Origin of the sequence: Nonomuraea sp. NPDC048882, from assembly GCF_040649755.1 — a bacterium.
Lineage (GTDB): Bacteria > Actinomycetota > Actinomycetes > Streptosporangiales > Streptosporangiaceae > Nonomuraea > Nonomuraea maheshkhaliensis.
Window position 1 is genome coordinate 240,205 of record NZ_JBEZGB010000015.1, and the last position, 21,516, is coordinate 261,720.

Genomic DNA, 21,516 nt, shown 5'->3' on the forward strand with positions numbered 1-21,516 from the left:
CCCTGCGGGTCGGGCCGGGCGCGATAACGACAGTGGCGCTCTTGGCCACTACCTGGGCAGGAGCGCCGTGCCGATGTCTGAGCAGCGCGCAGATCCCGAGGAGGCGCAGTATCGGCCTCTTCAGCACGAACGTCATGACCAGCGCCGCTGTCGTGATGACCAGCGCAACCGGGTTGACCGTGCCGAGTTCGAGGACCTGCACGGTGAACGACCGCTCACGCCAGGTTGGCGATGACGCCCGCCACGGAGACGGTGATGCCGGTGGGCGCGGCGCTGACGGCGGTATTGTGCCGCAGCGTCTCCACGTAGGAGGCGCCGAGGAACGCGACGAACTGCCTTGACGCGCCGGGACGCTGTGAGCCTGTGCATCAAGCTGTCCTGAGCCACACGCGCACCGCAGGTACTTCACACGGGCGGGCCCGCCTTGACGCGCCGCACCAGTCGTTCCATCGACCCCCGGTAGTTGTGGAGGTGCTCCAGCCACCACGTGGCGCCCGCGTCGGCGTAGGCCCGGACCGACGAGCCGGGCTCGCTCACTCCGATGACCGCCACGTCGAGGCCGCCCGGGTCTGCCCGGTGCCGACGCAGCTCACTGACCTGGGCGGCCAGGGAGTCGGGTGAAAGCGTCATGCGGCCCTCCTGGTCGTCGCCGGCGACGATCGAGCCGTCCCAGCGGGCGGCACGCCGAAGGGCACCCGAAGCCGAGCCGCCGACCCACACTGGGACCCGGGGCCGCTGGAGGGGCAGCGGCGCGAGTCGCACCCCGTCGACGGTGTAATGAGCGCCCCGATGGTGCACCTCCTCGCCGGACCAGAGGGAGATCATCACGTCGAGTGCCTCGTCGAGCATGACCCCGCCGGGACGTGTTGAGCCGAAGGCGGTGAACTCCTGCCTCACGCCGCCCAGCCCGGCGCCCAGGATCGCGCGGCCGCCGCTCAGCCTGTCGAGCGTCGCCACGGTCTGGGCCAGCCGTTCCGGGCGGTGCCGGGCCACGGCCGTCACCGCCGTGCCCAGCCTGATGTGCGAGGTCGCTTGCGCCGCGGCGGCCAGCATCACCCACGGGTCGGCCGATGGCGTGCCCCAGGTGAAGGCCAGGTGGTCCCACACCAGCACGGCGTCCCACCCGGCGGCCTCGGCCTCCCCGGCGAGGGTGACGAGGTGTGCCGGCTCCGCGAGGTCACCGAGGATCGCGACGTCGATGCCATAACGCATGCCCCCACCCAAGCACCCGGCACCGACAGTTCTGGGGTGCCGCGATCGCGCAGCGCGGCGCCGACGAGCGGGTGAGCGCCGCCCGAGAGGAAGCCGTAGAGCAGATCCGGCAGACCCGCGAGCAGGCCGACGCTGCTGTCGCCGAGGCCAACCTCGCCGCGCGGGAGGCATGGAGTCAGGCAGCCGCTGTACAACACCAGGCAGAGCGAGAACTCACGAGAAGGTGGGGCCGCTTTCGCGCCTGGAATCAGGGGCCCGGCCACGGCTGATATCGAGCAGAGAATCTCGTACCGGCAGGTCCGGCCAGTCCTGAACGTGGACCGCCGATGTCGGCCGGGATAGGTTCGGCAGTGTGCTCAGACGAATCAAATACGACGACCGTCAGCACCTGGTGTACGCCCGCGGTCGAGCGCTGCCTCCCGACGTCATCGCCGCCTGGATGGCCGAATTCGCCCGGCACTCGCCGTCCCGGCGGCCGCTGACGGTCCTGGACCTGGGCAGCGGTACCGGCCGGTTCTCCCCAGCCCTCGCCGACACTTTTGGCGGCCCGGTGTACGGCGTCGAGCCCTCCGCACGGATGCGCCAGGTGGCCGCGGCCCTCACCGCCCACCCGTCGGTCAGCTATCTCCAGGGCACTGCCGAGAAGATCCCCTGCCCGGCAACGGGTGCGACCTGGCCCTGCTCTACCTGCTGATCCACCATATCCAGGATCTACCGGCGGCGGCCGCGGAGATCGCCCGCGTGCTGGCCCAGAGGGCCGGTTGCTCATCCGCAACACCTTTGCCGACCGGATGCCCGACCCGCTGTGGCACCGCTGGTTTCTCCGCGCGCGGACCATCAAGGAAGAGCTCTTTCCCAGCCTCGCCGAAGTGGCGCAGGCCTTCGCCACGGCCGGCATGCACCCGGTTGCCCTCACCTCGGTCCGGCACCGTCTCGCAGACCGCCCCGCCGACTACGCCGCGCGACTGCGGCTGCGCGCCAGCTCGATCTTCGACCAGCTGACTGAGCAGGAAATCACCGAGGGATTCGCCGCGCTGGACGCCGACCTCGCCACACATCCCGACACCGGCCCCATCGAGGAAGACCGCGACCTGCTCATCCTGGCCGGCTGACGGTTGGGTTCGCGCTGCTGGTCAGGCAGTCCCCGCCGACCAGAGCGGTGACCCTGACGTCCTCGATGAACGGCTCACACCCAAAAGTCCTCGAGGTCGAGCACACCATCCTGGACGCCGGCAGAAGATCACCCGCTTCGAACCTCGTGGGGGGCGGACTACGCGTGCTGTTCGCCCCGCGCACGTGATCGAATCGGTGTTAATGAGCGGGCAGAAGCCAACGGCTCCAGGAGCTGTTCATCGGCAGGAGAAGAGCCAAGCCGATGGCAAACAGGGCTGTCATCCCTTTGATGGGTCCGATCGCCGCAGGCTCCGAGGGGCCTCTCAAGCTCTCTCGGCGGCGATCAACCTGTGTCAGCATTTCGTATCTGGGTTTAATGCCTGTCAGGTGCCGGACGGTCGCGCGCTCACCCCGTCGAGCAGCACCTTGAGCGAGCTCTCCAGGGTGCCCCGCGCGGCGATGTCGGTCAGCTCGCCCGCCAGGGTTCGCACCCGTTCGAAGCCGCGCAGACCTGCGGTCGCCGCCATCGCGCGGCCGGCCTCCGCCTGCGCCTCGGCGTCGATGTCGCGCCGCGGCCGCTCGAACACGATGTGGCCGAAGGTGAAGGAGAAGATCCGCCAGAACGTCCGCGCCGCCTCCTCGCCGGTGATGCCGCCGTCCTCCAGGTTCGCCAGAACATGCTCGGCCAGCCGCCCGAGACCTTCGGAGTGGGCCGGAACGCGCCTGTTCACCAGCATCTGGACCACGCTGGGATGGGCGAGGAGCAGCTCCCGCCAGGCCACCATGATGTCGATGACCCGCTGCCGCCAGTCCGAGGCGCTGCTGTGCGGCACCTCCATCCTGCTGAGCGCGAGGACGAGCATGGCGTCGATCAGCTCGTCCTTGGAGTCGACGAACCGGTAGATCGTCATCGGGGAGATGCCCAGCTCGGTCGCGACGCTGCGGATCGTCACGGCGTCGAGCCCGGACTGGCCGGCCTGCCGCAGCGCCGCGGCGGCCACGTCGTCCAGGGTGACGGAGACGGCCTGCGTGCGTGACCCGCGGCGGGCTCGCCGGGGATCGCCGGGCTCGGGACGTCCTTGGTCTGGGGCGGGTCGGGAGGTCACGCCTCCCACCGTACCGCAGACGGATACGTCGTACAGGAGATTAAGATCTTTTCACCAAGCTATTTACAACGTATATGAAATCTCTACGCTGTATCGCCAGGAGGTGTCATGACCCACATCACCACCGGCGATCCGGCCGCCCTGCGCTCAGCCACCCGTAAGGCCGCCGTCCGGCTCATCCCCCTGGTCGCGCTGATGTACGTCATCAGCTATCTCGACCGGGTCAACATCGGCTTCGCCGCCGCCACCATGAACGCCGATCTCGGGCTGTCCAGCACCGCGTACGGCCTGGGGGCGGGGCTGTTCTTCATCGGCTACGTGGCGTTCGAGGTGCCCTCCAACGTCATCCTGCACCGGGTCGGCGCCCGGATCTGGCTCGCGCGCATCATGGTGACCTGGGGACTGATCTCGGGGGCCATGGGATTCGTGCAGTCCGAGCTCGGCTTCTACGCCGTGCGCGTCCTGCTCGGCATCGCCGAGGCGGGGTTCGTGCCGGGCGTCATCTACCTGCTGACGCTCTGGTTCCCCGCGCCGGTACGGGCCCGCATGGTCGCGCTCTTCCTCATCGCGATCCCCGTCGCGGTCGTGATGGGCGCGCCCCTGTCGGCGCTGCTGATCGAGCACGGGCACGGCCTGTGGGGCCTTGAAGGCTGGCGGTTCATGTTCGTCGCCGAGGCCGTGCCCGCCGTGGTCGTCGGCGTGCTCGCGTTCTTCGTCCTGCCGGGCTCGCCGAAGCACGTCCGGTGGCTCAGCGAGCACGAACGCGGCGCGCTCCAGGCCACGCTGGAGCGTGAGGCCGGCGCCGCCGCCAAGCACGGCCCGTCGGACGTCCGGTCGGCGCTGAAGGACTGGCGCATCTACGCCGTCTCCTTCATCGGGCTGTCGGTGAACATGGGCGGCTACGCCCTCTCCTTCTTCCTGCCCCAGGTCATCGCGAGCCTGGCGCCGCGCTCCGGCCGGCCGTTCTCGATCTGGGAGACGGCGTTGCTGACCGCCGTGCCCTTCGCGACGGCGGCGCTGGCCATGTGGCTGGTCGGCCGCAGCTCCGACCGGCACCAGGAGCGCCACTACCACGCCGCCGTCCCACTGCTCGTGGGCGCCGTCGCCGTGTCGGTGGCGCTCTACCTGCCCGGCACGACGCTCGTGATGGTCGCGATCTCCGTCGCCGCGGCCGGCAGCTACGCGGTGCTGCCCGTCTTCTGGCAGCTGCCGCCGCGCTTCCTCAGCGGCGCCGCCGCGGCGGCGGGCATCGGCGTGGCGGGCGGGCTGGCGAACGTGGCCGGGTTCGTCGCCCCGTACATGACCGGCGGCCTGTACGGGGCGACCGGCAGCTACCGGCCGGCCATGTTCGTCGTCGCCGCCGTCATGGTGCTCGGAGCCGTGGTCGCGCTGCTGCTCAGGCGGCGGCCCGAGTTCGCCGGCCCGCCGCGCGCATAGCCCGCTCACCCGAAAGGCCGAACCCTTGCCAGAGATCATCGGACAGTACGTCGACCAGATCATGACCACCGAGCTGCGCCCCCTCGGCAACATGCCCAGAGGCGTCGCCCACCAGCTGTACGAGGCCGTACGCCGGCACACCGGCAAGCCGCTCAGCACCACGATGGCGCAGGCGATCGTGAACCGGGTCGAGCCCGGCGACCGCGTCGTCATCCTCTGCGGCGCGGGAGGCCCGCCGAGCCTGCCCACCGGCGAGATCGACGGCCTCCTCGGCGCGGTGGCCATCGCCCGGATCCTCTCCCTGGGCCTCGGGGCCGAGGTCCACCTCGCCTCCGTCGAACGGTTCATGGAGCCGCTGGCCGAGGTCGTACGCGCCGGCGAGCTCAACGTCCGGCTCGGCGAGGACGACCACCGGCCGGGCACGGTCACGCTGCACGTCTCACCGCAGGACGACGAAGCGGGACGGGAATTCAGCCGCGCCATCCTGGACGACCTGCGGCCCTGCCTCGTCCTGGCCATCGAACTGCTCGCCCCGAACCGCGCGGGCGTCATCCACGGCGCCACCGGCAACCCCTGGCACGACGTGCACTTCGACAGCGCGGCGCTGTTCGAGCGGGCACGTGCTCAGGGCGTGCTCACCTGCGGCATCGGCGACGCCGGCAACGAGGCAGGCTTCGGCGCCATCCCCGAGGTGGCGGCCATCCAGCCCGCGGGCGGAACGTGCCGCTGCCCCTGCGGCGCAGGAATGGCCGCCGCGGTGACGACCGATCACGTGCTCACCGCCGCCATCTCGGACTGGGGCGGGTACGCGGTCACAGCGCTCATCGCCTACCTCGTCGAACGGCCCGACCTGATCGCGGACGCCGACTACGTGGAGAACCTGCTGCGCGCCGCCGTGCGCGCCGGGGTCGTCTGCGGCTGGCACGCCCGACCCACGCTGAGCGACGACGGCGTGCCGCTCGACGCCCAGCGCGCCGCCGCCACCCTCATCCGGACGGCCGTCACCCAGGCCCTGACCAGGGCGCCCTCCCCGTCACACTGAGCACACCCGAGAGGCCGTCACGATGACGACGAACCCACCTGCCACCGGATACGCCGACGTCGGCCGCATCCAACGCCTGCTCGACGCGGGCCCGTTCGACGCGATCGTGTCGACCTGGCCCGAGAACACCCACTACCTGTCCGGCTTCTACCACCCCGACATGCGGCTCACCTGGGAGCGGCTGCACATCGTCGTGTGGCCCGCGAACGGCGCGCCGCCCGTCTACGTCGTCCCGGCCCCGCGCGCCGACGCCTGGAACGGGGCCGGCACCTGGGCTTCCGAAGAGCGCCGCCCACGCATCCAGGACATCCGGGGCTACCAGGGGGAGCACGACCACATGATCGACGTGGTCGCCGAGGCCCTCACCGGCCTGGGCATCACCTCCGGCCTGATCGGCGTCGAGCACCGCGCCACCCCGTACAAGATCGTCGATGGCCTGCGGCGCCGGCTGCCCAGGCTGCGGTACGGCGACGCCTGGCCGCTGCTGAACGAGATGCGCAAGGTGAAGACGCCGGCCGAGGTCGCACTCCTCACGCACGTCAACCGGATGACGGCCCGCCACCTGGAGAACGGGCTGCGGAGCATCGTCGCGGGCGAGAGCGAACGGGCCGTCGCCGCGCGCGTCACCGACGCGCTCATGCGCGAAGGAGCGCAGGAACTGACTCATTCGATCTTCGGCGGCGGCTGCCGCGCCGGGCAGTGGCACCCGTGGCCCGGCGACCAGGCGCTGGAGGCCGGGATGCTGATCCGAACCGACTGGGGCGTCCGCATCGACGGCTACTGCTCCGACATCGCCCGTACGGCCGTCGTCGGCACCGCGAGCCGGGCGCAACGCACCCGCTTCGACCGCATCAGCGCCGTTCACGACGTCATCGTCGAAGCGGCCCGGCCGGGTGTCGTCGCCCGCGAGCTCGTGGACCTCGCCCGGCGCGCGTACGAGCGCCAGGGCGAGGAGTTCCGCTGGAGCATCGTCGGGCACGGCATCGGCCTGGTCCTGCACGAGGAGCCCCAACTGACCGTCGAGTACGACGAGCCGCTCGTCGAGGGCATGACCCTCGAGATCGAACTCGGCTGGACCGACCCCGCGCAGGGCTTCCACATCGAGGACTTCGTCCACGTCGGCCGCGACGAGACCGTCAACCTGACCACACCCCCCGGCACCCGCGTACTGATCGAGAGCGCACGATGACCCACACCCCATCGGCCGGCTCGGCCGACGTCCTCGCCACGGCCGGTCGCAAGGCGGCCAGGCGCCTCCTGCCGATCCTCATCGCCCTGCTGTTCGTCAACTACCTCGACCGCGTCAACGTCGGCTTCGCGGCCCCCCACATGAACCCCGACCTCGGCATGACCGCCACCGCCTACGGGCTGGGCGTCGCCCTGTTCTTCGTCGGCTACGTCGTGCTCGAAGTGCCCAGCAACTACCTGCTCTACCGGGTGGGCGCGCGCAAGTGGCTGGCCAGGATCGCGGTGACGTGGGGGCTGGCCGCCGCGGCGCACGCCCTGGTCACCGGAGCGAGCTCGTTCGCCGCGATGCGCGTCCTGCTCGGCGTCGCCGAGGCGGGCCTGCTGCCCGGGATCCTGTTCTACCTCACGCTGTGGTTCAGCGGGCCGCAGCGCGTCGCGGTGCTCGGCGTGTACTACGTCGCGGTGCCGCTCTCGACGGCTCTGGGCGGCCCCGTCTCCAACTGGCTCATCCACCACGGGACCAGCACGTTCGGGATCGAGGGCTGGCGCTTCATGTTCGCCGTCGAAGGGCTGGCCGCGGTCGTCCTCGGACTCGTCGTGCTCAGGGCCCTGCCTTCGACGCCGCGCGAGGCGACGTGGCTGACCCCGCAGGAGCGGGAGGCCCTCGAACGGTCCGGCCCGGCCCGGGAGGCCGGCGAGCACCGCTCGTTCCTGGCGGCCCTGCGCAGCCCGGTGACGATCCGGCTGGCCGGGATCTTCTTCCTGCTCACCTTCCCGATGTTCGCGATCAGCTTCTTCCTGCCCCTCGTCACCGCCGCCCTCCCGAGTGGTGACAACGCCACCGCCCTCAGCCTCGTGACCTTCGTGCCGTTCACGCTCGGCGCGATCGCCTGCTGGGCGTGGAGCCGGCGCTCCCGTACGCGGGGGCTGCGCGCCTGGCGGTTCTCGGCGCCCGCCGTGCTCGCCGGCTTGGCCGTCCTCATCTGCTCCTACGCCGGCGACTCCTTCCCGCTCCTCATGCTTGGCGTCTCGATCACGGCCATCGGCATCTACGCGGCCATCCCCATCTTCTGGAGCATCGCCGGCGAATCCCTCACGGGCGCGGCCGCCGCGGCGGGCCTGGCCCTGATCAACACCGTCGGCAGCCTCGGTGGCTTCGCGGCCGGCTACTTCACGGGCTGGCTGCGTGACCTGAGTGGCGGCTACCAGGCCCCGTTCACCGCGATGGCCGTCTGCCTCATCCTGAGCGGCCTGCTCGCGCTGACGACGTCCGCTTCCCGCCGCGAGGCCGTCACTTCGATCTCTCCGCCTTGAGCCCTCAGGTGGTGCGCTTCGACCGCCCGTTGAGGCTTTTCGCGCACCACGCCCAGGCAGGGGTCCGGCCTCGTGGCGGGAACTGCTGGGCCCTGAGCACGCCGGGGCGGCGATCGTGCCGGCCGTCGGGGTGCTCGTCGGCGCGATCAACATCTACGACGTCGGCGCCTACCTGCGGCGGGGCCTGTCAGCCCTGTTGTGGACCCACCTGAACCTGTACGGACGCTTCGAGCTCGACATGAACCGTCACTTGGAGCTGGAAGCCGCTCCTGCCGGCCCACCGCGGTGAAGCCAGATAGGTGATCGTCGGTACAGGGCGGGGCCAAGTAGGCCGAGACGAAGTGGGCTAGCCTTTGCGTGATATTGGTCGCGCCCTGGAGGTGCTGATGCAGCAGAGCAAGGTCACGGTCACCGTTTCGACGCGAGGGCGCGCCCGCTAAGCAGCAGGTCGACGCTCCTCGCTTCGAAACGGTCTCCGATCTCTGACCGTTTCCTTTGCTGAGGAGCTCTGTTTTGCGTGCCCTCAAGTCCGCGCGGTCAAGCGCGGACTTCTCCAAGCTGTGGACCGCTTCGGCGCTGCCATTCGCGGCCGACGCATCAACCTTCCTCATCGCGGCGGCACTGACCCCGGCCGTCCGCATCCCCCCCGGCCAGATCGACAGGCGGCAGCAGGCCGGGATCCGCTGGCTGTGGCGCTGCCACCATGACCGCCATCACCATGGTCGCCTGGCGACCGCTGCGCGCTGCTGAGCCCGGGAGACATCGATGATCACTCTTCCGGCCGCCAGGCGGCCACCACTATCTGGCCATCTCTACGGCACGTCACCGTGGTCGAGCGCGACCCGGCCGTCATCGGGCTCGGCCGCCGACTCGCCGACTCGCCACCTCGGCCACCCACCCGGCGGTCAAGGACGCGATGTGGCGCAGATCGGAGATCCGGGCCGATCTCAACACGCCACCAGCAGATCTCATCTCGCTGTCCTACGTGCTGGGAGAACTGCCGGCGGCTGTGCGCGATCCGGTCGTACGGCGGCTGGCCGGTCGGGCCACGACGGTCGCCGTCGTCGAACCCGGCACACCGGCTGGACACGCTCGCGTTCTCGCCGCCCGCGACCAGCTGATCGGTCTCGGCATGCGCGTCGCGGCGCCGTGCCCGCACGCTGCCTCGTGTCCGCTTGCGGGGGAAGATGGGTGTCACTTCTCCGCTCGGCTACCCCGCACCGGGCTGCACCGCCGGCTCAAGTCAGCGGAGCTGGGGTTCGAGGACGAAAAGTTCTCCTATGTCATCGCGACGTCCGCGTCCGCGATACCTGCGACAAGCCGCGTTCTTCGGCATCCACGCACTCGCAAGGGTCTGGTCACGCTGACCTTGTGCGCGGACGGGCTACGCGAGGAGAACGTGTCCAAGCGGCACGGCGACCTCTACCGTGCTGCTCGAAGCGTGACATGGGGTGATCCCTGGCTGTAGGCGTGACCATCGGCGATCAGCACACCCAGTTGCGACACCAGCATGAAGCGCGGCGTGTGGTACGTCGGGGCGACCTTGCCGCCCCGGGCCCTACAGGCGCTGCCCGCCGGCGCGAGAGTTCTGAGAACGAAGATCGAGGACAAACCGGACACGTAACAGGGAGTGATCGGCTCTCGCAGACCTGACCATTTCTGCGAACGCGCACAGTAGCCATCATTACACAGAGCATCGAGGGGGCGGTTTCGGGCCTGGTCCGAGGTGATACCACCAGTTGCGGTGGAGTACGTGGCATCGCTGGTGAAGATGGAGGCGGGGCTGCCGGCGAAGCACTCCTGGCGTCGACCGTCAGTGGTGGAACGCCGTGCGCTCGGCGTTGCTCGCCGGACCGCCGGTCAACCGGTCGAGTGCGTGCCTGAGGTCGGCGACCAGCAGTGAGATCTCATCGCGGCCGATGCCGTGCCGGATCATGACTCGCTGGATGACGGTGTCCTGCTGGTCGGCCGGCAGGCGGTAGGAGGGGACCTGCCAGCCGCGCATGCGCAGCTGATCGCTGAGGTCGAAGAGGCTGAAGGGGGCGTTCGCCGGGTCCTTGAGCGTGTACGAGACGGCCGGCAGCGCGCCCTTCCCGTCGTACAGAAGCCGGAAGGGACCCATCGCGGCGATCTCCTTGGCGAGGTACTGTGCCGTGGCGGCGCAGGCTTCGGCAATCTGGCGGTAGCCCTGCTTGCCCAGGCGCAGGAACAGGTAGTACTGGGCGATGATCTCCCCGCCGGGCCGGGAGAAGTTCAGCGCGAACGTGGGCATGTCGCCACCGAGGTAGTCCACGTAGAAGATCAGGTCCTTGGGCAGCATCTCCGGCTGCCGCCAGATGATCCAGCCGACGCCCAGCGGTGCCATGCCGTACTTGTGCCCGGAGGAGTTGATGGAGACGACCCGCTCGACGAGGAAGTCCCAGGGCAGCTCCGGGTGGAGGAACGGGGCGATGAACCCACCGGAGGCGGCGTCCACGTGGATGGGGATGTCCAGGCCCGTGCTCGCCTGGATGCGGTCGAGCTCGTCGGCCAGGGCCTTGACCGGCTCGTAGTCGCAGGTGAACGTGACGCCCAGAATGGCGACGACCCCGATCGTGTTCTCGTCGACGTACTGCTCCAGCTGGTGTGGGCGCAGCCCGGTCGCGCCGCGCTCCAGCGGCACCTGGCGGAGTTCGACGTCGAAATAGCGGGCGAACTTCTCCCAGCAGACCTGGACGGGCCCGCACACCAGGTTCGGCCTGTCGTACGGTTGGCGTTCGGCCTTACGCCGTTCCCGCCACCGCCACTTGAGCGCCAGACCGCCGAGCATCGCGGCCTCGCTGGATCCCGTCGTCGAACACCCCATCGTGTCGTGCCCGCCGGGGGCGTGCCAGAGTCTGGCGAGGATGGCGACGCAGCGCGACTCGATGGCGGCCGTCTGGGGGTACTCGTCCTTGTCGATCACGTTCTTGTCGAGGCATTCGGCCATGAGCCGCCGTACCTGGTCCTCTGACCAGGTCGTGCAGAACGTCGCGAGGTTCTGGGCCGCGTTGCCGTCCAGCGACAACTCCTGGTGGATGGCCTCGTAGACGGCGTCGGGCCGTGCGTGTGCCTCGGGCATCGCGTCCTTGGGCAGGGGTTGAGAGCTCACGGGGCCGACGAACAGATCGCTGGAGTCGTCGATGTCCTCGGTGAATTTGACGCGGTGCAGCGCCACCAGTGCCTCCCCTGTCTGTGACCGCTAAGCGAGCGATGCCCCGATCTTGAGCAGCAAAAAGCTACACACAGGCAAAAACCGGACGATCGCTGTGAGGGCCGCCGCCATGGCGGACCGGCCCGGCGAAGGCCTCGGTACCTCGACGTCGAGCACGACGTGCGCGCGGGCAAACCGAGTCGGCTGATCGACGGCGACGGCGCCGAGACCGCCGTCAGTTACGACCCGCTCGGCAGGGTGCTCACCATCGCCGCGCCCGGGCGGACGCCATTTCCCGGCTCGACAGTGAGCTGCCCGGACCGGACGGCGCGCCGCTGCCGTTCGACCGCGAGCTTCATACCGGCCGCCTCAAAGCATTCCGTGCGGGATCCGGTCGGCCTCCGGGACCGGCTGCAGGACGTCCCAGTGTTCGACGACCTGCCCGTCGGCCAGCCGCCAGATGTCGACGACGGCGACGCCACGCGGGTCGTCGGCGGTGGTCATGAGGTAGTGCATCACCACGAAGTCGTCTTCGGCGATGACCCGCTTGAGGTCGAGGCGGGCGCGGGCGACCGGGGCCTGGGTGATGTATGCGATGAAGGCGTCCCGCCCCGAGGGGTTGCCGGGGCTGTGCTCGATGAAATCTTCGTGCAGGAGGGTTCGGAGGACCTCGGTGTCCCCGGCGGCGAAGCGGGCGAAGCCGTCGAGGACCAGTTGCTTGTTGCTGTTCATGACGGCAACCGTCGCAGCCGCCGCCCGGCGGTGTCGATTACATGGCATGTAATCGTGCAGGTCGGGGCGGTGCCGGGATAATCATCCGCGTGACTTCCGACCAGCCGATCGGTGCGCTGCTGCGCGAGTGGCGACACCGGCGCGGGCTCAGCCAGCTCGATCTGGCACTGCAGGCGGAGGTGTCGGCCAGGCACGTCAGCTTCGTGGAGACCGGGCGGACGATCCCCAGCAGCGCGATGGTGCTGCGGCTGGCCGAGCACCTCGGCGTGCCGCTCCGCGAACGCAACCGGTTGCTGGTCGCGGCCGGTCACGCGCCGGTCGTCCGCGAGCGGCCCCTGCAGGATCCGCAGTTGGCCACAGCGCGCAAGGTGCTCGAACGGGTGTTGCGCGGGCACGAACCGTATCCGGCGCTGGCCGTGGACCGCCGCTGGAACCTGTTGTCGGCCAACACGGCGATCGACGTCTTCCTGGAGGGCGTCGACCCGGCGCTGCTGCGGCCGCCGGTCAACATGATGCGGCTCGGCCTGCACCCCGGCGGATTCGCGCCGCGTCTGCTCAACCTCGGCCAGGTCCGCGGCTTCCTGCTGCCTCGGCTCGCCCGCCAGGTCGCGCACAGCGGTGACGCAGAGCTGAGCGTCCTGTATGAGGAGGTGCTGTCTTACGGGGCCCCAGCAGAACCGCCGCCGCCCGATCCGGCCGAGATCGCGCTGCCCATCCGCATCCGCCATCGCGGAGCGGAGCTGTGCTTCATCAACACCATCACGACCTTCGGCGCCGCCTTCGACGTCACCCTCGAGGAGATCGCCGTCGAGGCGTACTTCCCCGCCGACGACGCCACCGCCCGCTTCTTCGGGACGGGGGGCGCAGTGACCTCACCCTGATATCTCACTGGTAAGTACGGGGACGGTGCGGCAGGCCACGACCGCCACGGCCTCCACCATCACCGCTTCCTCGAGCATCTCATCGGCCAAGCGCTTGAGGTTGACATGCACTGGGATGCCGATGGGCAGTTGGCGGCAAGGGCAGCGACGCCGTCCACTCCGACGGCCGGCATGACATGCACCTGCACGCCCGCATCCGAGGCGACGAGCAGGTCACCTGATGCCGACTTGACCATCAGCTGAGCCGTCTACGACGCGGCCCCAGGCCGCGCGCCCACCACCGCCGGGGTCCGCACCCTTTCACTTCCCCTTCTTGCACCCCTTCGGGGGAGAAGTCGGCGGCCCGGTCCAGCCGGACTCGGAGCCGCGGGCCTGGTAGCCCATGACTTCACCCTTGGTCGCCCCCAGAGCGGTGCGGGCCGCGTAGGAAACGCGCGAGAGTGTCTCCCCCGTCTCCGGGTCGAGGATCTGCCTGTGGTAGACCGGCAGCTCCTTGCGTGGCTTGTTGGAGTACACCAGGGCGCCTTCCGCCTCGCCGAAGTCTACGGATAGGCCCCTTCTGCCCAGCGGATCCGTCACTGTGCCCACGACCTTGGTGGTCGGCAGGCCGGCCAGGACGCGGATGATCGCGGCACGCTGGGCGGGGCTGAGCGGCATGCCCAGGAGGTTCACGGTGGTAGGCAGAAACGTCTCGAACGGCTGCGTGAAGCCGCGGCCGTTCCAGATCTCGTGGTAGGCGCGGAGCTGCTTCGTGAGCTCGGCCGGATCGGTGGGGATCGCCGCCAGCTCAGCCATGGTGAACTCGCTGATCGTCGTGTCGGGATAGGTTCCCGCGGAGTCCAACCTCAAGGTGTACCTGCAGTCCTTCGGCTCGTCGGCGACCGGAATCGAACCGCACGGCCCGCTGGTCTCGCAGTGCCCCTTGACCCGGGCGGGAGCTCCCGCCCGCCTGCCAGGCGCGCTCGTCCTCGGCCGTGACCGGGCGGGCACTGACCTGCCGCCACACCTGCGTGAGCACCAGATCAGCGGGGTCGCGCGGCAGCCGGGTCTCGCGGCGGCCGACCACCATGACCCGGTAGCCGCCGGTAGACAGGTGGTTACCGTCGATCCTCACATCGCGCCAGTAGGCGCCGCCCTCTGCGGGGAGCTTCTCGATCCTGTCGGCCAGGTCGAACAGTTCCTGATTGGTCCTCGGCGGACTGAGCACGGCAGGGGCCGATGCCAGGTTCGTCACCAGCGCGAAGACCAGGGCCACGATCGCGGCCGTGGCCAGCGGCGCCCACAAGGCCCACAGGCTGGGCGGTCTCGGGCGCAATGGCCTGCGCGAGGGTTCTCCTGGCGCCTCTGCGGTGGCCATCGACAGCTTCGATCGCCGACTGCAGTCGGCGGCGCGCTCGATGCAAGCGGACGAAGAAGGCGGTCTTGGTGCAGCCGAGTACCTTGGCCGCTTCTGTGGTGGACAGGCCATGCCAGGTGGTCAGGGTCAGGATCTCTTTGTCGGCTTCGGACAAGCCGACCAGGGCACGGAGTACGGCGACTCGCTCGGTGGCGTGTTCACCCACGTCGGTGCGCGGTGAAGCGCTCATGGGGGTTCGGCAAGCCGGTTCCTTCGGTTGGGGGACAAACGTTCATTGAGCAAGTGGTCCGAAGGAAGGCCTTCTTACATCCCGATTCCGCATCTTCCCAGCAGTTCGACCTCGGGCCCCTGCGCGGACCCGACCCCGAGCGGGGCCGGCTAGCCGCCCCGTCCGCTTACGGCCTCTCCTGGGCCTTCCGCGTCCGGCGGGGCAGGCTGAACAGTTGCATGGCGACCAATACGTTTGTATAGACTCTTGGACGTGCGACCAATTTCTGAAGAGGACCTGACGACGCGCGCCCGCATCCGCGACGCTGCGATGGCGCTGTTCGCCGAGCAGGGGGTCAAGGCCACCACCATCCGTGGGATCGCCGAGGCCGCAAAAGTCTCGCCCGGCCTGGTGCAGCACCACTTCGGCACCAAGGAAGCGCTGAGACAGGCTTGTGACGAGTACGTCCTCGGCTACCTGCGCGAGCAGGCCACCGTAGGCGTCACCGACCACAACCTGGAGAAGCCCGAATTCATCGAGAACGTCCATCGAACCGCGCCGCCCCTGATGAAATACCTCGGCCGCGCGCTCGTGGACGGTTCCCCCGCAGCCGCCGCCATGTTCGACGAACTCGTCCGTGTGACGGAGGAGCATCTCGCCGACGACGACCGCTCGGAGGCCGACCATCGAGCCCGCGCGACCGTGCTGACCGCGATGAAGCTCGGCATCACGGTGCTGCACGAGCACGTCTCCCGCGCGCTGGGCACGGACCTGTACGCCTCACAGGGCGCAGTACGCGTCGGCAAGGCCCAGCTCGATCTGATCAGACCGGAATTCCTCGGCCGCGAGCTGTTCGACCAGGCGCGGACGGGCCTCCAGAAGTTCGAGGAACAACGATGAACGCCGCAGTGCACGTGGGCGGTCTGGTCAAGAGCTTCGGCCGGGCCAAGGCCCTGGACGGGCTCGACCTCACCGTCAAGACGGGCGAGGTGCACGGCTTCCTCGGGCCCAACGGCGCCGGCAAGACCACCACCATCCGTATCCTGCTCGGCCAGATGCGCGCCGACGGCGGCCAGGTCGCGTTACTCGGCGGCGACCCCTGGCGCGACGCCACCGAACTGCACCGAAGGCTTGCCTACGTGCCCGGCGACGTCACCCTGTGGCCCTCGCTGACCGGCGGCGAGGTCATCGACCTGATGGGCAGGGCCCGCGGCGGCCTGGACCCCGGGCGGCGCGCCGAGCTGCTGGAGCGCTTCGAGCTCGACCCGCGCAAGAAGTGCCGTACCTACTCCAAGGGCAACCGGCAGAAGGTGGCGCTGGTGGCCGCGTTCGCCTCCGACGCTGAACTGCTGATCCTCGACGAGCCGACCTCGGGTCTGGACCCGCTCATGGAGGCGGTCTTCAACGAGTGCGTCATGCGGGAGAAGCGCAGCGGCCGCACCGTGCTGCTGTCCAGCCACATCCTGTCGGAGGTGGAGACGCTGTGCGACCGCGTCAGCATCATCCGCGCCGGCCATACCGTCGAGTCCGGCAGCCTGGCCGACCTGCGCCACCTCACCCGCACGTCGGTGACCGCCGAGCTGATCGGGCCCGCTCCCGGGCTGGCCACCCTGCCCGGCGTACACGATCTGAGCGTGGACGGCGCGCGGCTGCGCTGCCAGGTCGACGGTGACGCGCTCACCGCCGTGCTCGCCGAGCTCGCCAGAGCGGGCGTACGTACGTTGACCACGCAGCCGCCGACGCTGGAGGAACTGTTCCTGCGCCACTACAAGGGAGCCGCCAGATGACCGGCACCATGACCGGCACAGGGACACTGATCCGGCTCATCCTGCGCAGGGACCGCGTGCTGCTGCCGGTGTGGATCGTGATCAGCGCACTGCTGCCGGCGGGCATCGCCTCCGCCACCACCGACCTGTACGCCGACCAGGCCGCCCGCGACTCCTTCGCGACCGCCTCGGCGGGCAACCCGGCGCAGCTGGCCATGCGCGGCCCCATCTACGACGCGAGCGTCGGCGGCCTGACCGCCTGGACGCTCGGCGCCTCCCTCGCGCTGTTCGGCGGGCTCGTCAGCATCCTGCTGGTGATCAGGCACACCCGGGCCGAGGAGGAGACCGGCCGACGCGAGCTGCTGGCCTCGGGTGTCATCGGCCGTCATGCCCCGCTGGCCGCCGCGCTCGTGGTCGTGCTGGCCGCCAACCTGCTCCTGGGCCTGCTGTCGGTGCCCGCCCTGGTCGCGGACGGCCTGCCTGCGGGTTCCTCGCTGCTGTTCGGGCTGTCCACCGCCGGGGGCGGCTGGGCGTTCGCGGCCGTGGCCGCCGTCACCGGGCAGCTCACCGCCTCCTCCGGAACGGCGCGCGGCATCGCGATCGCGGTCGGCGGCCTGCTGTTCGCGCTGCGCTCGCTGGCCGACGCCGGTCATGTCGGCTGGCTGGCTTGGGTGTCGCCGTTCGGCTGGGTCCGGCTGACCAGACCCTACGCCGGGGACCAGTGGTGGGTGCTGGGGCTGATCGCGGTGTTCGTCGCCGCCCTGACGGCGGTCGCGTTCGCGCTGTCCACACGGCGTGACGTGGCTGGCGGCCTGATTCCCGTCCGCCCCGGACCCGCCGGCGGAACCCTGCCGGGCGCGTTCAGCCTGGCCGCTCGCCTGCACCGCAGCACGCTCGCGGGCTTCGCGATCGGATTCGGAGCGCTGGGCGCCCTGCTCGGCGTGGCGGCACGCGGGCTGAACACCCAGGTGGACACGCCGCAGTTCCGTGAGCTGGCCGCGACCCTCGGCGGCGCCGAGGCCCGGCTCTCGGACGTGTTCTTCACCTTCGTGATGTACGTGCTCAGCCAGCTCGTCGCGGGAGCGGCACTGGTGTCGGCGCTGCGCGCCCGTACGGAGGAGGCGGCGGGCCGGGCCGAACTGCTGTTGTCCACCCCTGTCGGCCGGCTGCGCTGGGCGCTGAGCCACCTGGTACTCGCCGTCGTGAGCCCGGTGCTGCTGCTGACCGTGCTGGGCGCGGCGGCGGGATTCACCTTCGACGGCGACGTGGCCCGCGTCACCGGGGCCACGCTGGCCTACCTGCCCGCGGTCTGGACCATGACCGGGATCGCGACGCTGATGTTCGGCCTGCTGCCACGGCTGGCGGCGGCCGTGAGCTGGACCGCGCTCGGCCTCTTCCTGGTCGTGGACCTGCTGGCGGAGTTCAAGCTGGCCACCGGGATCGTTCTGGGCCTTTCGCCGTTCGTACACGTGCCGGCGATGTTGCTGAGCGGCGCCTCGTCACCGGTTGCGTCGCTGCTGGGGCTGACCATAGTAGCCATCACCCTGACCACGGCGGGGCTGGCGTTCCTGCGCCGCCGCGACCTGATGCCCTCCGCCTAGGCGGTGAAGCCGCCGTCGATGGCGAGGGTGGCGCCGGTGATGAAGGCGCCCTCTGGTCCGACGAGGTGAGAGACCAGGGCGGAGACCTCTTCCGGCGTGCCGATCCTGGGCAGTGCCAGCCATTTGGTCATGGCCTGGGCGGCGGGACCGTCGGCGCTCATGCTGTCGTCGGCCGTGGGGCCGGGTTGCACGTTGTTCACGGTGATGCCGCGTGGCCCGAGGTCCCCGGCCAGGCCGCGCACCAGGCCGGCGACGGCCACCTTGGTCATGCCGTAGGCGGCGGCCCCGGCGAAGGGTGCCCGCGCGGCGTTCACGCTGCCGATCGTCACGATGCGCCCGCCGTCGCCCATGTGGGGCAACGCGGCCCGGATGGTGTACACGACGCCGCGTACGTTCACGTCGATCATCCGGTCGATGTCTTCGGCGGGGAGGGTGTCGATGCCTCCCGCGGGGGCCACGCCCGCGTTGGCCACCACGACGTCGAGCCGCCCCAACGTCTGCACGATGTACTCGGCCGCCCTGGCCATGGCGGAGGCGTCGGCGCTGTCGGCCTCCAGGCAGAGCGCGTGGCCCTGGTGCGCGGCGACTTCGCCGACGACCTGCTCCGCCCGGTCACGCCTTACCGCTCTCCATGTCATGACCCCGATTCGATAGGTAACGAACACGTCGATGAGCATCGAACTGTACGATAGCCTTCGAAGTGAGGGCAAAGCGACGTATCCGAGGAGCACCGTGGTGATCGACGAGGCCCATCCAGCCGCTGCCGACCTGCGGCTGCCGAAGGTCCTCGCGGCCCTGGCCGACCCGGCGAGACTGCTGGCCGTGCGTGCCCTGGACCAGGTGGGGGAATCGCCCTGCACCCGGCTCCAGCAGGCGGCCGGCCTGACGATCAGCCGGTCCACCTTCTCCCACCACCAGCGGGTGCTGCGCGAGGCCGGGGTGATCCAGGTCAGGGTGCGCGGCTCCCAGCGCATCCTGAGCCTGCGCCGCGACGACCTGGACGCGTGCTTCCCCGGCCTGCTGGACGCCGTGCTCGACACCGCCCCCGGACTCATCGAGACCTGACCCGGACGATTACGAGAGATCGAAGGGGGCGGGGGAGTGGCCTTCCCAGATCTGGCGGGAGGCTTGTTCGGGGTAGGGCAGAGTCTTCGACTCGGTGTCCAGGACGCGGGTGAGGTGCTCGCCGGGCCGATGGGCGGACCAGCCCGCGTCGCCGGTGGTGACGAAGCGGACCCACGTCTCCTGGAGTTCGCGGGAGAGCGCGACGGCCTCGGGATTGGGCTCCTCGCCGATGAGCTGGGTGGCGACGGGGCTGTCCAGCGTGCCGAACGCCAGGGGCACGTCGAGGCTGTGGCAGGCGCCCAGGATGCCGCCGAGGGCCGGGGCGACCCAGCGCAGTTCGAACAGGTACGAGGTGCCGCCGGCTGCGGCGTTCGCCTCGGCCAGCTGCTGTGACGGCATGCGGAAGAGGGCGTCGGAGTACACCGTCTCCACCAGCTCCTCCGGGCCTGCCTGCGGGAACGCGGCACGGTAGGCCCTGGCGCCGTCCGGCTGCGGGGCGAGCAGTTCCAGGGCTGCGTGGGCGTCATCCTCGGTGAAGGTGCCGTACCGTCCGCTCATGACACTGAAGTACCGGAATTCGTCCCGGGCGTGGCCGACGAGCAGTTCGGTCCCGCTCGCGCGCGCGCCGGCCAGCGCGGGCCAGGGCGTTTCCGGGAGGACCTCGCCGTCGACGACGGGGCACAGCGCGGTGCCGGCCTCCGTGAGGCGTCCCCAGCTCTCCCGGTGCGCGTGGAGGCCGGCGTTGAAGGAGGTGAGTTCGGCGGCCAGGTGCCATGGGTCGATGTCGCGCAGGGCCTCGGCGGTGGGGGCGGCCGCGCCGAGCCGGTCCGCGAACGCGGCGGTGACCTGCCGTGCCAGCGCGGGGGTGCTGTGCAGCCCCGGCACCGAATGGGCCATGGCCCGCCGGAACAGTCCGCGCGCGGACTTCATCGTCAGCAGGGCGGCGACCGACCCCGCCCCGGCGGACACCCCGGCCACGGTGACCCGGCCGGGGTCGCCTCCGAAGGCGGCGATGTTGCGCTGCACCCACTCCAGCGCCGCGATCTGGTCGAGGAATCCGCGGTTGGGCGGCGCGTCGTCGAGGAACGCGAAACCCTCCGCGCCCACGCGGCAGTTGATGGTCACCACGACGAGTCCCGCCTCGGCCAGCGCTGCCGGGTCGAACATCGGGTCGCTCGACGCCGCCGAGAGGTAGCCGCCCACGGGGATCCACACCAGCACCGGCAGTCCCGCCGCGCCGGGATCCGGAGTGCCGACGTTGAGCGTCAGCCAGTCGGTGCCCTGCGGGGGCACGTCGATCGGCAGGGACAGCGGCACCACGGGGCCGAACTCGACCGCCTGCCTCGTCCCCTCCCAGCGGTGCGGCGGCGCGGGCGCGGCGAAGCGGAGCGCGCCGACCGGGGGCTGGGCGTAGGGGATGCCGCGGAACACCACGTGCCCCTGCCGCCGGCGCCCCTGCACCACGCCTTCCGTGGTCCGTACCTTCGGCTGTTCGGACATGACGATTCCTTCCCTCGAGTGAACCCAAGGATTATAGGTCAGGTGTATTATGTCAACTGTATTGGAACAGTTCCGGGGGTAGGGAGTCGGCGATGCCGAAACAGGTGGATCACCGCGAACGCCGCGAAGCGATCGCCCGCGCACTGTGGCGGGTGGTGGAGCAGCGCGGTGTCACACAGCTGACGATGCGCGTGGTGGCGCAGGAGGCGGGCATGTCACTCGGGCAGCTGCAGCACTACTTCGCCTCCCGGACCGCCATGCTCTCCTTCGCCATGGACTTCGCGTCCGAGCAGACCTCGGTGCGCGTACAGCAGGGGCTCGAAAAGCTCGGTGACCGTCCGCACCCCCGTGACGTGCTGCGACTGACGCTCGCGGAAATGCTCCCCCTGCATGCCGACGCCCGCGCGACCAGCCGGATGAGCGCCGCCTACGTCCTGGAGGCGCTGCACGACGAGGCCGTGCACGAGCAGGCGCGCCGCGGCCTCGTCCAGGGGCGGGCCCTCGTCGAGCAGTTGGTCCGCCAGGCGATCGCCGACGGGCACATCGACTCCGGCCGCGACCCGGCGACCGAGACCAACCTGCTCCTCGCCCTCACCGGCTTCACCTCCCTGATCGAACTCGACGTGATCGAGCCCCAGGACGCGCTCGCCGCGATCGACGTACATCTGGACCGGCTGTTCAGGAGTGCGTGACCTGTCCCCGGACACGGGGCAGGTGCAAACAAGATCCGGCGTGGGTGGGCCGGCTCATGGGTTGGGTCGGGCAGCCGGCGTAGCCAGGTGATGCGTGCGTCGAGCATGGGATAGAACAGCATCTGGCCGA

At 70.2% G+C, this 21,516-nt stretch carries 23 protein-coding genes and 1 pseudogene; 15 read left to right on the top strand and 9 right to left on the bottom strand.

Going from position 1 to position 21,516, the window contains the following annotated elements:
- Nucleotides 1-405: 405 nt before the first annotated feature.
- Nucleotides 406-1,212: an LLM class flavin-dependent oxidoreductase gene (locus tag AB0C27_RS42390; protein ID WP_357857052.1), complete on the bottom strand. Its 807-nt coding sequence runs from the start codon at nucleotides 1,210-1,212 to the stop codon at nucleotides 406-408.
- Between the two features lie 352 nt (nucleotides 1,213-1,564).
- On the opposite strand from AB0C27_RS42390, the gene AB0C27_RS42395 reads away from it, so the two are divergent.
- Complete coding sequence (locus AB0C27_RS42395; RefSeq protein WP_357857055.1) at nucleotides 1,565-1,906, top strand: methyltransferase domain-containing protein; 342 nt, start codon at nucleotides 1,565-1,567, stop codon at nucleotides 1,904-1,906.
- 67 nt (nucleotides 1,907-1,973) lie between these two features.
- Nucleotides 1,974-2,324: a hypothetical protein gene (locus AB0C27_RS42400; RefSeq protein ID WP_357857058.1), complete on the top strand. Its 351-nt coding sequence runs from the start codon at nucleotides 1,974-1,976 to the stop codon at nucleotides 2,322-2,324.
- A gap of 384 nt (nucleotides 2,325-2,708) precedes the next feature.
- Here the strand turns inward: AB0C27_RS42400 and AB0C27_RS42405 are convergent, their stop codons facing one another.
- Entirely contained in the window at nucleotides 2,709-3,431 is a 723-nt protein-coding gene (locus tag AB0C27_RS42405; protein ID WP_357857060.1) for a TetR/AcrR family transcriptional regulator, read from the bottom strand.
- Nucleotides 3,432-3,539: 108 nt separating this feature from the next.
- On the opposite strand from AB0C27_RS42405, the gene AB0C27_RS42410 reads away from it, so the two are divergent.
- From AB0C27_RS42410 to AB0C27_RS42440, 7 genes are all read left to right on the top strand, one after another.
- On the top strand, nucleotides 3,540-4,868 hold the full coding sequence (locus tag AB0C27_RS42410) for an MFS transporter (protein ID WP_357857063.1): 1,329 nt from the start codon (nucleotides 3,540-3,542) through the stop codon (nucleotides 4,866-4,868).
- A 25-nt stretch (nucleotides 4,869-4,893) separates the two neighbouring features.
- The gene (locus tag AB0C27_RS42415; RefSeq protein WP_357857066.1) at nucleotides 4,894-5,910 is read left to right on the top strand and encodes a glutamate cyclase domain-containing protein; all 1,017 of its coding nucleotides are present in this window, start codon (nucleotides 4,894-4,896) and stop codon (nucleotides 5,908-5,910) included.
- A 22-nt stretch (nucleotides 5,911-5,932) separates the two neighbouring features.
- Nucleotides 5,933-7,099, top strand: a complete 1,167-nt coding sequence (locus AB0C27_RS42420; protein WP_357857069.1) for a Xaa-Pro peptidase family protein — start codon at nucleotides 5,933-5,935, stop codon at nucleotides 7,097-7,099.
- Nucleotides 7,096-8,412 carry an MFS transporter gene (locus AB0C27_RS42425; protein WP_357857072.1) on the top strand — a complete coding sequence of 439 codons (1,317 nt, stop codon included), beginning with the start codon at nucleotides 7,096-7,098 and terminating at the stop codon, nucleotides 8,410-8,412. The genes AB0C27_RS42420 and AB0C27_RS42425 overlap by 4 nt, the downstream gene beginning before the upstream one ends.
- A gap of 115 nt (nucleotides 8,413-8,527) precedes the next feature.
- Nucleotides 8,528-8,701, top strand: coding sequence for a hypothetical protein (locus AB0C27_RS42430; RefSeq protein ID WP_357857074.1), 174 nt, complete (start codon nucleotides 8,528-8,530; stop codon nucleotides 8,699-8,701).
- Between the two features lie 224 nt (nucleotides 8,702-8,925).
- Entirely contained in the window at nucleotides 8,926-9,162 is a 237-nt protein-coding gene (locus tag AB0C27_RS42435; RefSeq protein ID WP_357857077.1) for a hypothetical protein, read from the top strand.
- A gap of 58 nt (nucleotides 9,163-9,220) precedes the next feature.
- The gene (locus tag AB0C27_RS42440) at nucleotides 9,221-9,880 is read left to right on the top strand and encodes a small ribosomal subunit Rsm22 family protein (RefSeq protein WP_357857148.1); all 660 of its coding nucleotides are present in this window, start codon (nucleotides 9,221-9,223) and stop codon (nucleotides 9,878-9,880) included.
- Between the two features lie 345 nt (nucleotides 9,881-10,225).
- On the opposite strand, the gene AB0C27_RS42445 is transcribed toward AB0C27_RS42440, so the two are convergent.
- The gene (locus AB0C27_RS42445) at nucleotides 10,226-11,608 is read right to left on the bottom strand and encodes a glutamate decarboxylase (RefSeq protein ID WP_357857079.1); all 1,383 of its coding nucleotides are present in this window, start codon (nucleotides 11,606-11,608) and stop codon (nucleotides 10,226-10,228) included.
- 345 nt (nucleotides 11,609-11,953) lie between these two features.
- Complete coding sequence (locus AB0C27_RS42450) at nucleotides 11,954-12,316, bottom strand: nuclear transport factor 2 family protein (protein WP_357857082.1); 363 nt, start codon at nucleotides 12,314-12,316, stop codon at nucleotides 11,954-11,956.
- 89 nt (nucleotides 12,317-12,405) lie between these two features.
- Here AB0C27_RS42450 and AB0C27_RS42455 point away from each other — a divergent pair, with 89 nt between their 5' ends.
- Nucleotides 12,406-13,197, top strand: a complete 792-nt coding sequence (locus tag AB0C27_RS42455) for a helix-turn-helix transcriptional regulator (RefSeq protein ID WP_357857085.1) — start codon at nucleotides 12,406-12,408, stop codon at nucleotides 13,195-13,197.
- A 300-nt stretch (nucleotides 13,198-13,497) separates the two neighbouring features.
- On the opposite strand, the gene AB0C27_RS42460 is transcribed toward AB0C27_RS42455, so the two are convergent.
- The 3 genes and pseudogenes from AB0C27_RS42460 to AB0C27_RS42470 form a co-directional block, all read right to left on the bottom strand.
- Nucleotides 13,498-14,040, bottom strand: a complete 543-nt coding sequence (locus tag AB0C27_RS42460) for a hypothetical protein (protein ID WP_357857088.1) — start codon at nucleotides 14,038-14,040, stop codon at nucleotides 13,498-13,500.
- Complete coding sequence (locus tag AB0C27_RS42465; RefSeq protein WP_357857152.1) at nucleotides 13,985-14,482, bottom strand: hypothetical protein; 498 nt, start codon at nucleotides 14,480-14,482, stop codon at nucleotides 13,985-13,987. The genes AB0C27_RS42460 and AB0C27_RS42465 overlap by 56 nt, the downstream gene beginning before the upstream one ends.
- Before the next feature lie 154 nt (nucleotides 14,483-14,636).
- Nucleotides 14,637-14,783: pseudogene (locus AB0C27_RS42470) on the bottom strand (RNA polymerase); the annotation flags it as partial.
- 252 nt (nucleotides 14,784-15,035) lie between these two features.
- On the opposite strand from AB0C27_RS42470, the gene AB0C27_RS42475 reads away from it, so the two are divergent.
- From AB0C27_RS42475 to AB0C27_RS42485, 3 genes are read left to right on the top strand one after another with little or no spacing between them, the layout of a single operon-like run.
- Complete coding sequence (locus tag AB0C27_RS42475) at nucleotides 15,036-15,662, top strand: TetR/AcrR family transcriptional regulator (RefSeq protein WP_357857091.1); 627 nt, start codon at nucleotides 15,036-15,038, stop codon at nucleotides 15,660-15,662.
- Entirely contained in the window at nucleotides 15,659-16,549 is an 891-nt protein-coding gene (locus AB0C27_RS42480) for an ABC transporter ATP-binding protein (protein WP_357857094.1), read from the top strand. The genes AB0C27_RS42475 and AB0C27_RS42480 overlap by 4 nt, the downstream gene beginning before the upstream one ends.
- Entirely contained in the window at nucleotides 16,546-18,129 is a 1,584-nt protein-coding gene (locus tag AB0C27_RS42485; protein ID WP_357857097.1) for a hypothetical protein, read from the top strand. Before AB0C27_RS42480 ends, AB0C27_RS42485 begins: the two co-directional genes overlap by 4 nt.
- Here AB0C27_RS42485 and AB0C27_RS42490 read toward each other — a convergent pair.
- A complete protein-coding gene (locus tag AB0C27_RS42490) occupies nucleotides 18,126-18,767 on the bottom strand; it encodes an SDR family oxidoreductase (protein ID WP_357857100.1) in 642 nt (213 codons plus the stop codon). The genes AB0C27_RS42485 and AB0C27_RS42490 overlap by 4 nt on opposite strands.
- Before the next feature lie 94 nt (nucleotides 18,768-18,861).
- Between AB0C27_RS42490 and AB0C27_RS42495 the strand changes: the two genes are divergently transcribed.
- Nucleotides 18,862-19,194, top strand: coding sequence for an ArsR family transcriptional regulator (locus tag AB0C27_RS42495; protein ID WP_357857103.1), 333 nt, complete (start codon nucleotides 18,862-18,864; stop codon nucleotides 19,192-19,194).
- A gap of 9 nt (nucleotides 19,195-19,203) precedes the next feature.
- Here AB0C27_RS42495 and AB0C27_RS42500 read toward each other — a convergent pair whose 3' ends face one another.
- Nucleotides 19,204-20,694 (bottom strand): carboxylesterase family protein, encoded by a 1,491-nt coding sequence (locus tag AB0C27_RS42500; RefSeq protein WP_357857106.1) that lies wholly within the window; start codon nucleotides 20,692-20,694, stop codon nucleotides 19,204-19,206.
- Between the two features lie 92 nt (nucleotides 20,695-20,786).
- On the opposite strand from AB0C27_RS42500, the gene AB0C27_RS42505 reads away from it, so the two are divergent.
- Entirely contained in the window at nucleotides 20,787-21,386 is a 600-nt protein-coding gene (locus AB0C27_RS42505; RefSeq protein ID WP_357857109.1) for a TetR family transcriptional regulator C-terminal domain-containing protein, read from the top strand.
- Nucleotides 21,387-21,516 lie beyond the last annotated feature (130 nt).

Excerpts from the sequence above, each read along its gene's own strand:
- AB0C27_RS42390 (WP_357857052.1), bottom strand. The coding sequence starts at position 1,212 with ATGCGTTATGGCATCGACGTCGCGATCCTCGGTGACCTCGCGGAGCCG.
- AB0C27_RS42410 (WP_357857063.1), top strand. The coding sequence starts at position 3,540 with ATGACCCACATCACCACCGGCGATCCGGCCGCCCTGCGCTCAGCCACC.
- AB0C27_RS42420 (WP_357857069.1), top strand. The coding sequence starts at position 5,933 with ATGACGACGAACCCACCTGCCACCGGATACGCCGACGTCGGCCGCATC.
- AB0C27_RS42425 (WP_357857072.1), top strand. The coding sequence starts at position 7,096 with ATGACCCACACCCCATCGGCCGGCTCGGCCGACGTCCTCGCCACGGCC.
- AB0C27_RS42450 (WP_357857082.1), bottom strand. The coding sequence starts at position 12,316 with ATGAACAGCAACAAGCAACTGGTCCTCGACGGCTTCGCCCGCTTCGCC.
- AB0C27_RS42480 (WP_357857094.1), top strand. The coding sequence starts at position 15,659 with ATGAACGCCGCAGTGCACGTGGGCGGTCTGGTCAAGAGCTTCGGCCGG.
- AB0C27_RS42485 (WP_357857097.1), top strand. The coding sequence starts at position 16,546 with ATGACCGGCACCATGACCGGCACAGGGACACTGATCCGGCTCATCCTG.
- AB0C27_RS42490 (WP_357857100.1), bottom strand. The coding sequence starts at position 18,767 with ATGACATGGAGAGCGGTAAGGCGTGACCGGGCGGAGCAGGTCGTCGGC.
- AB0C27_RS42500 (WP_357857106.1), bottom strand. The coding sequence starts at position 20,694 with ATGTCCGAACAGCCGAAGGTACGGACCACGGAAGGCGTGGTGCAGGGG.
- AB0C27_RS42505 (WP_357857109.1), top strand. The coding sequence starts at position 20,787 with ATGCCGAAACAGGTGGATCACCGCGAACGCCGCGAAGCGATCGCCCGC.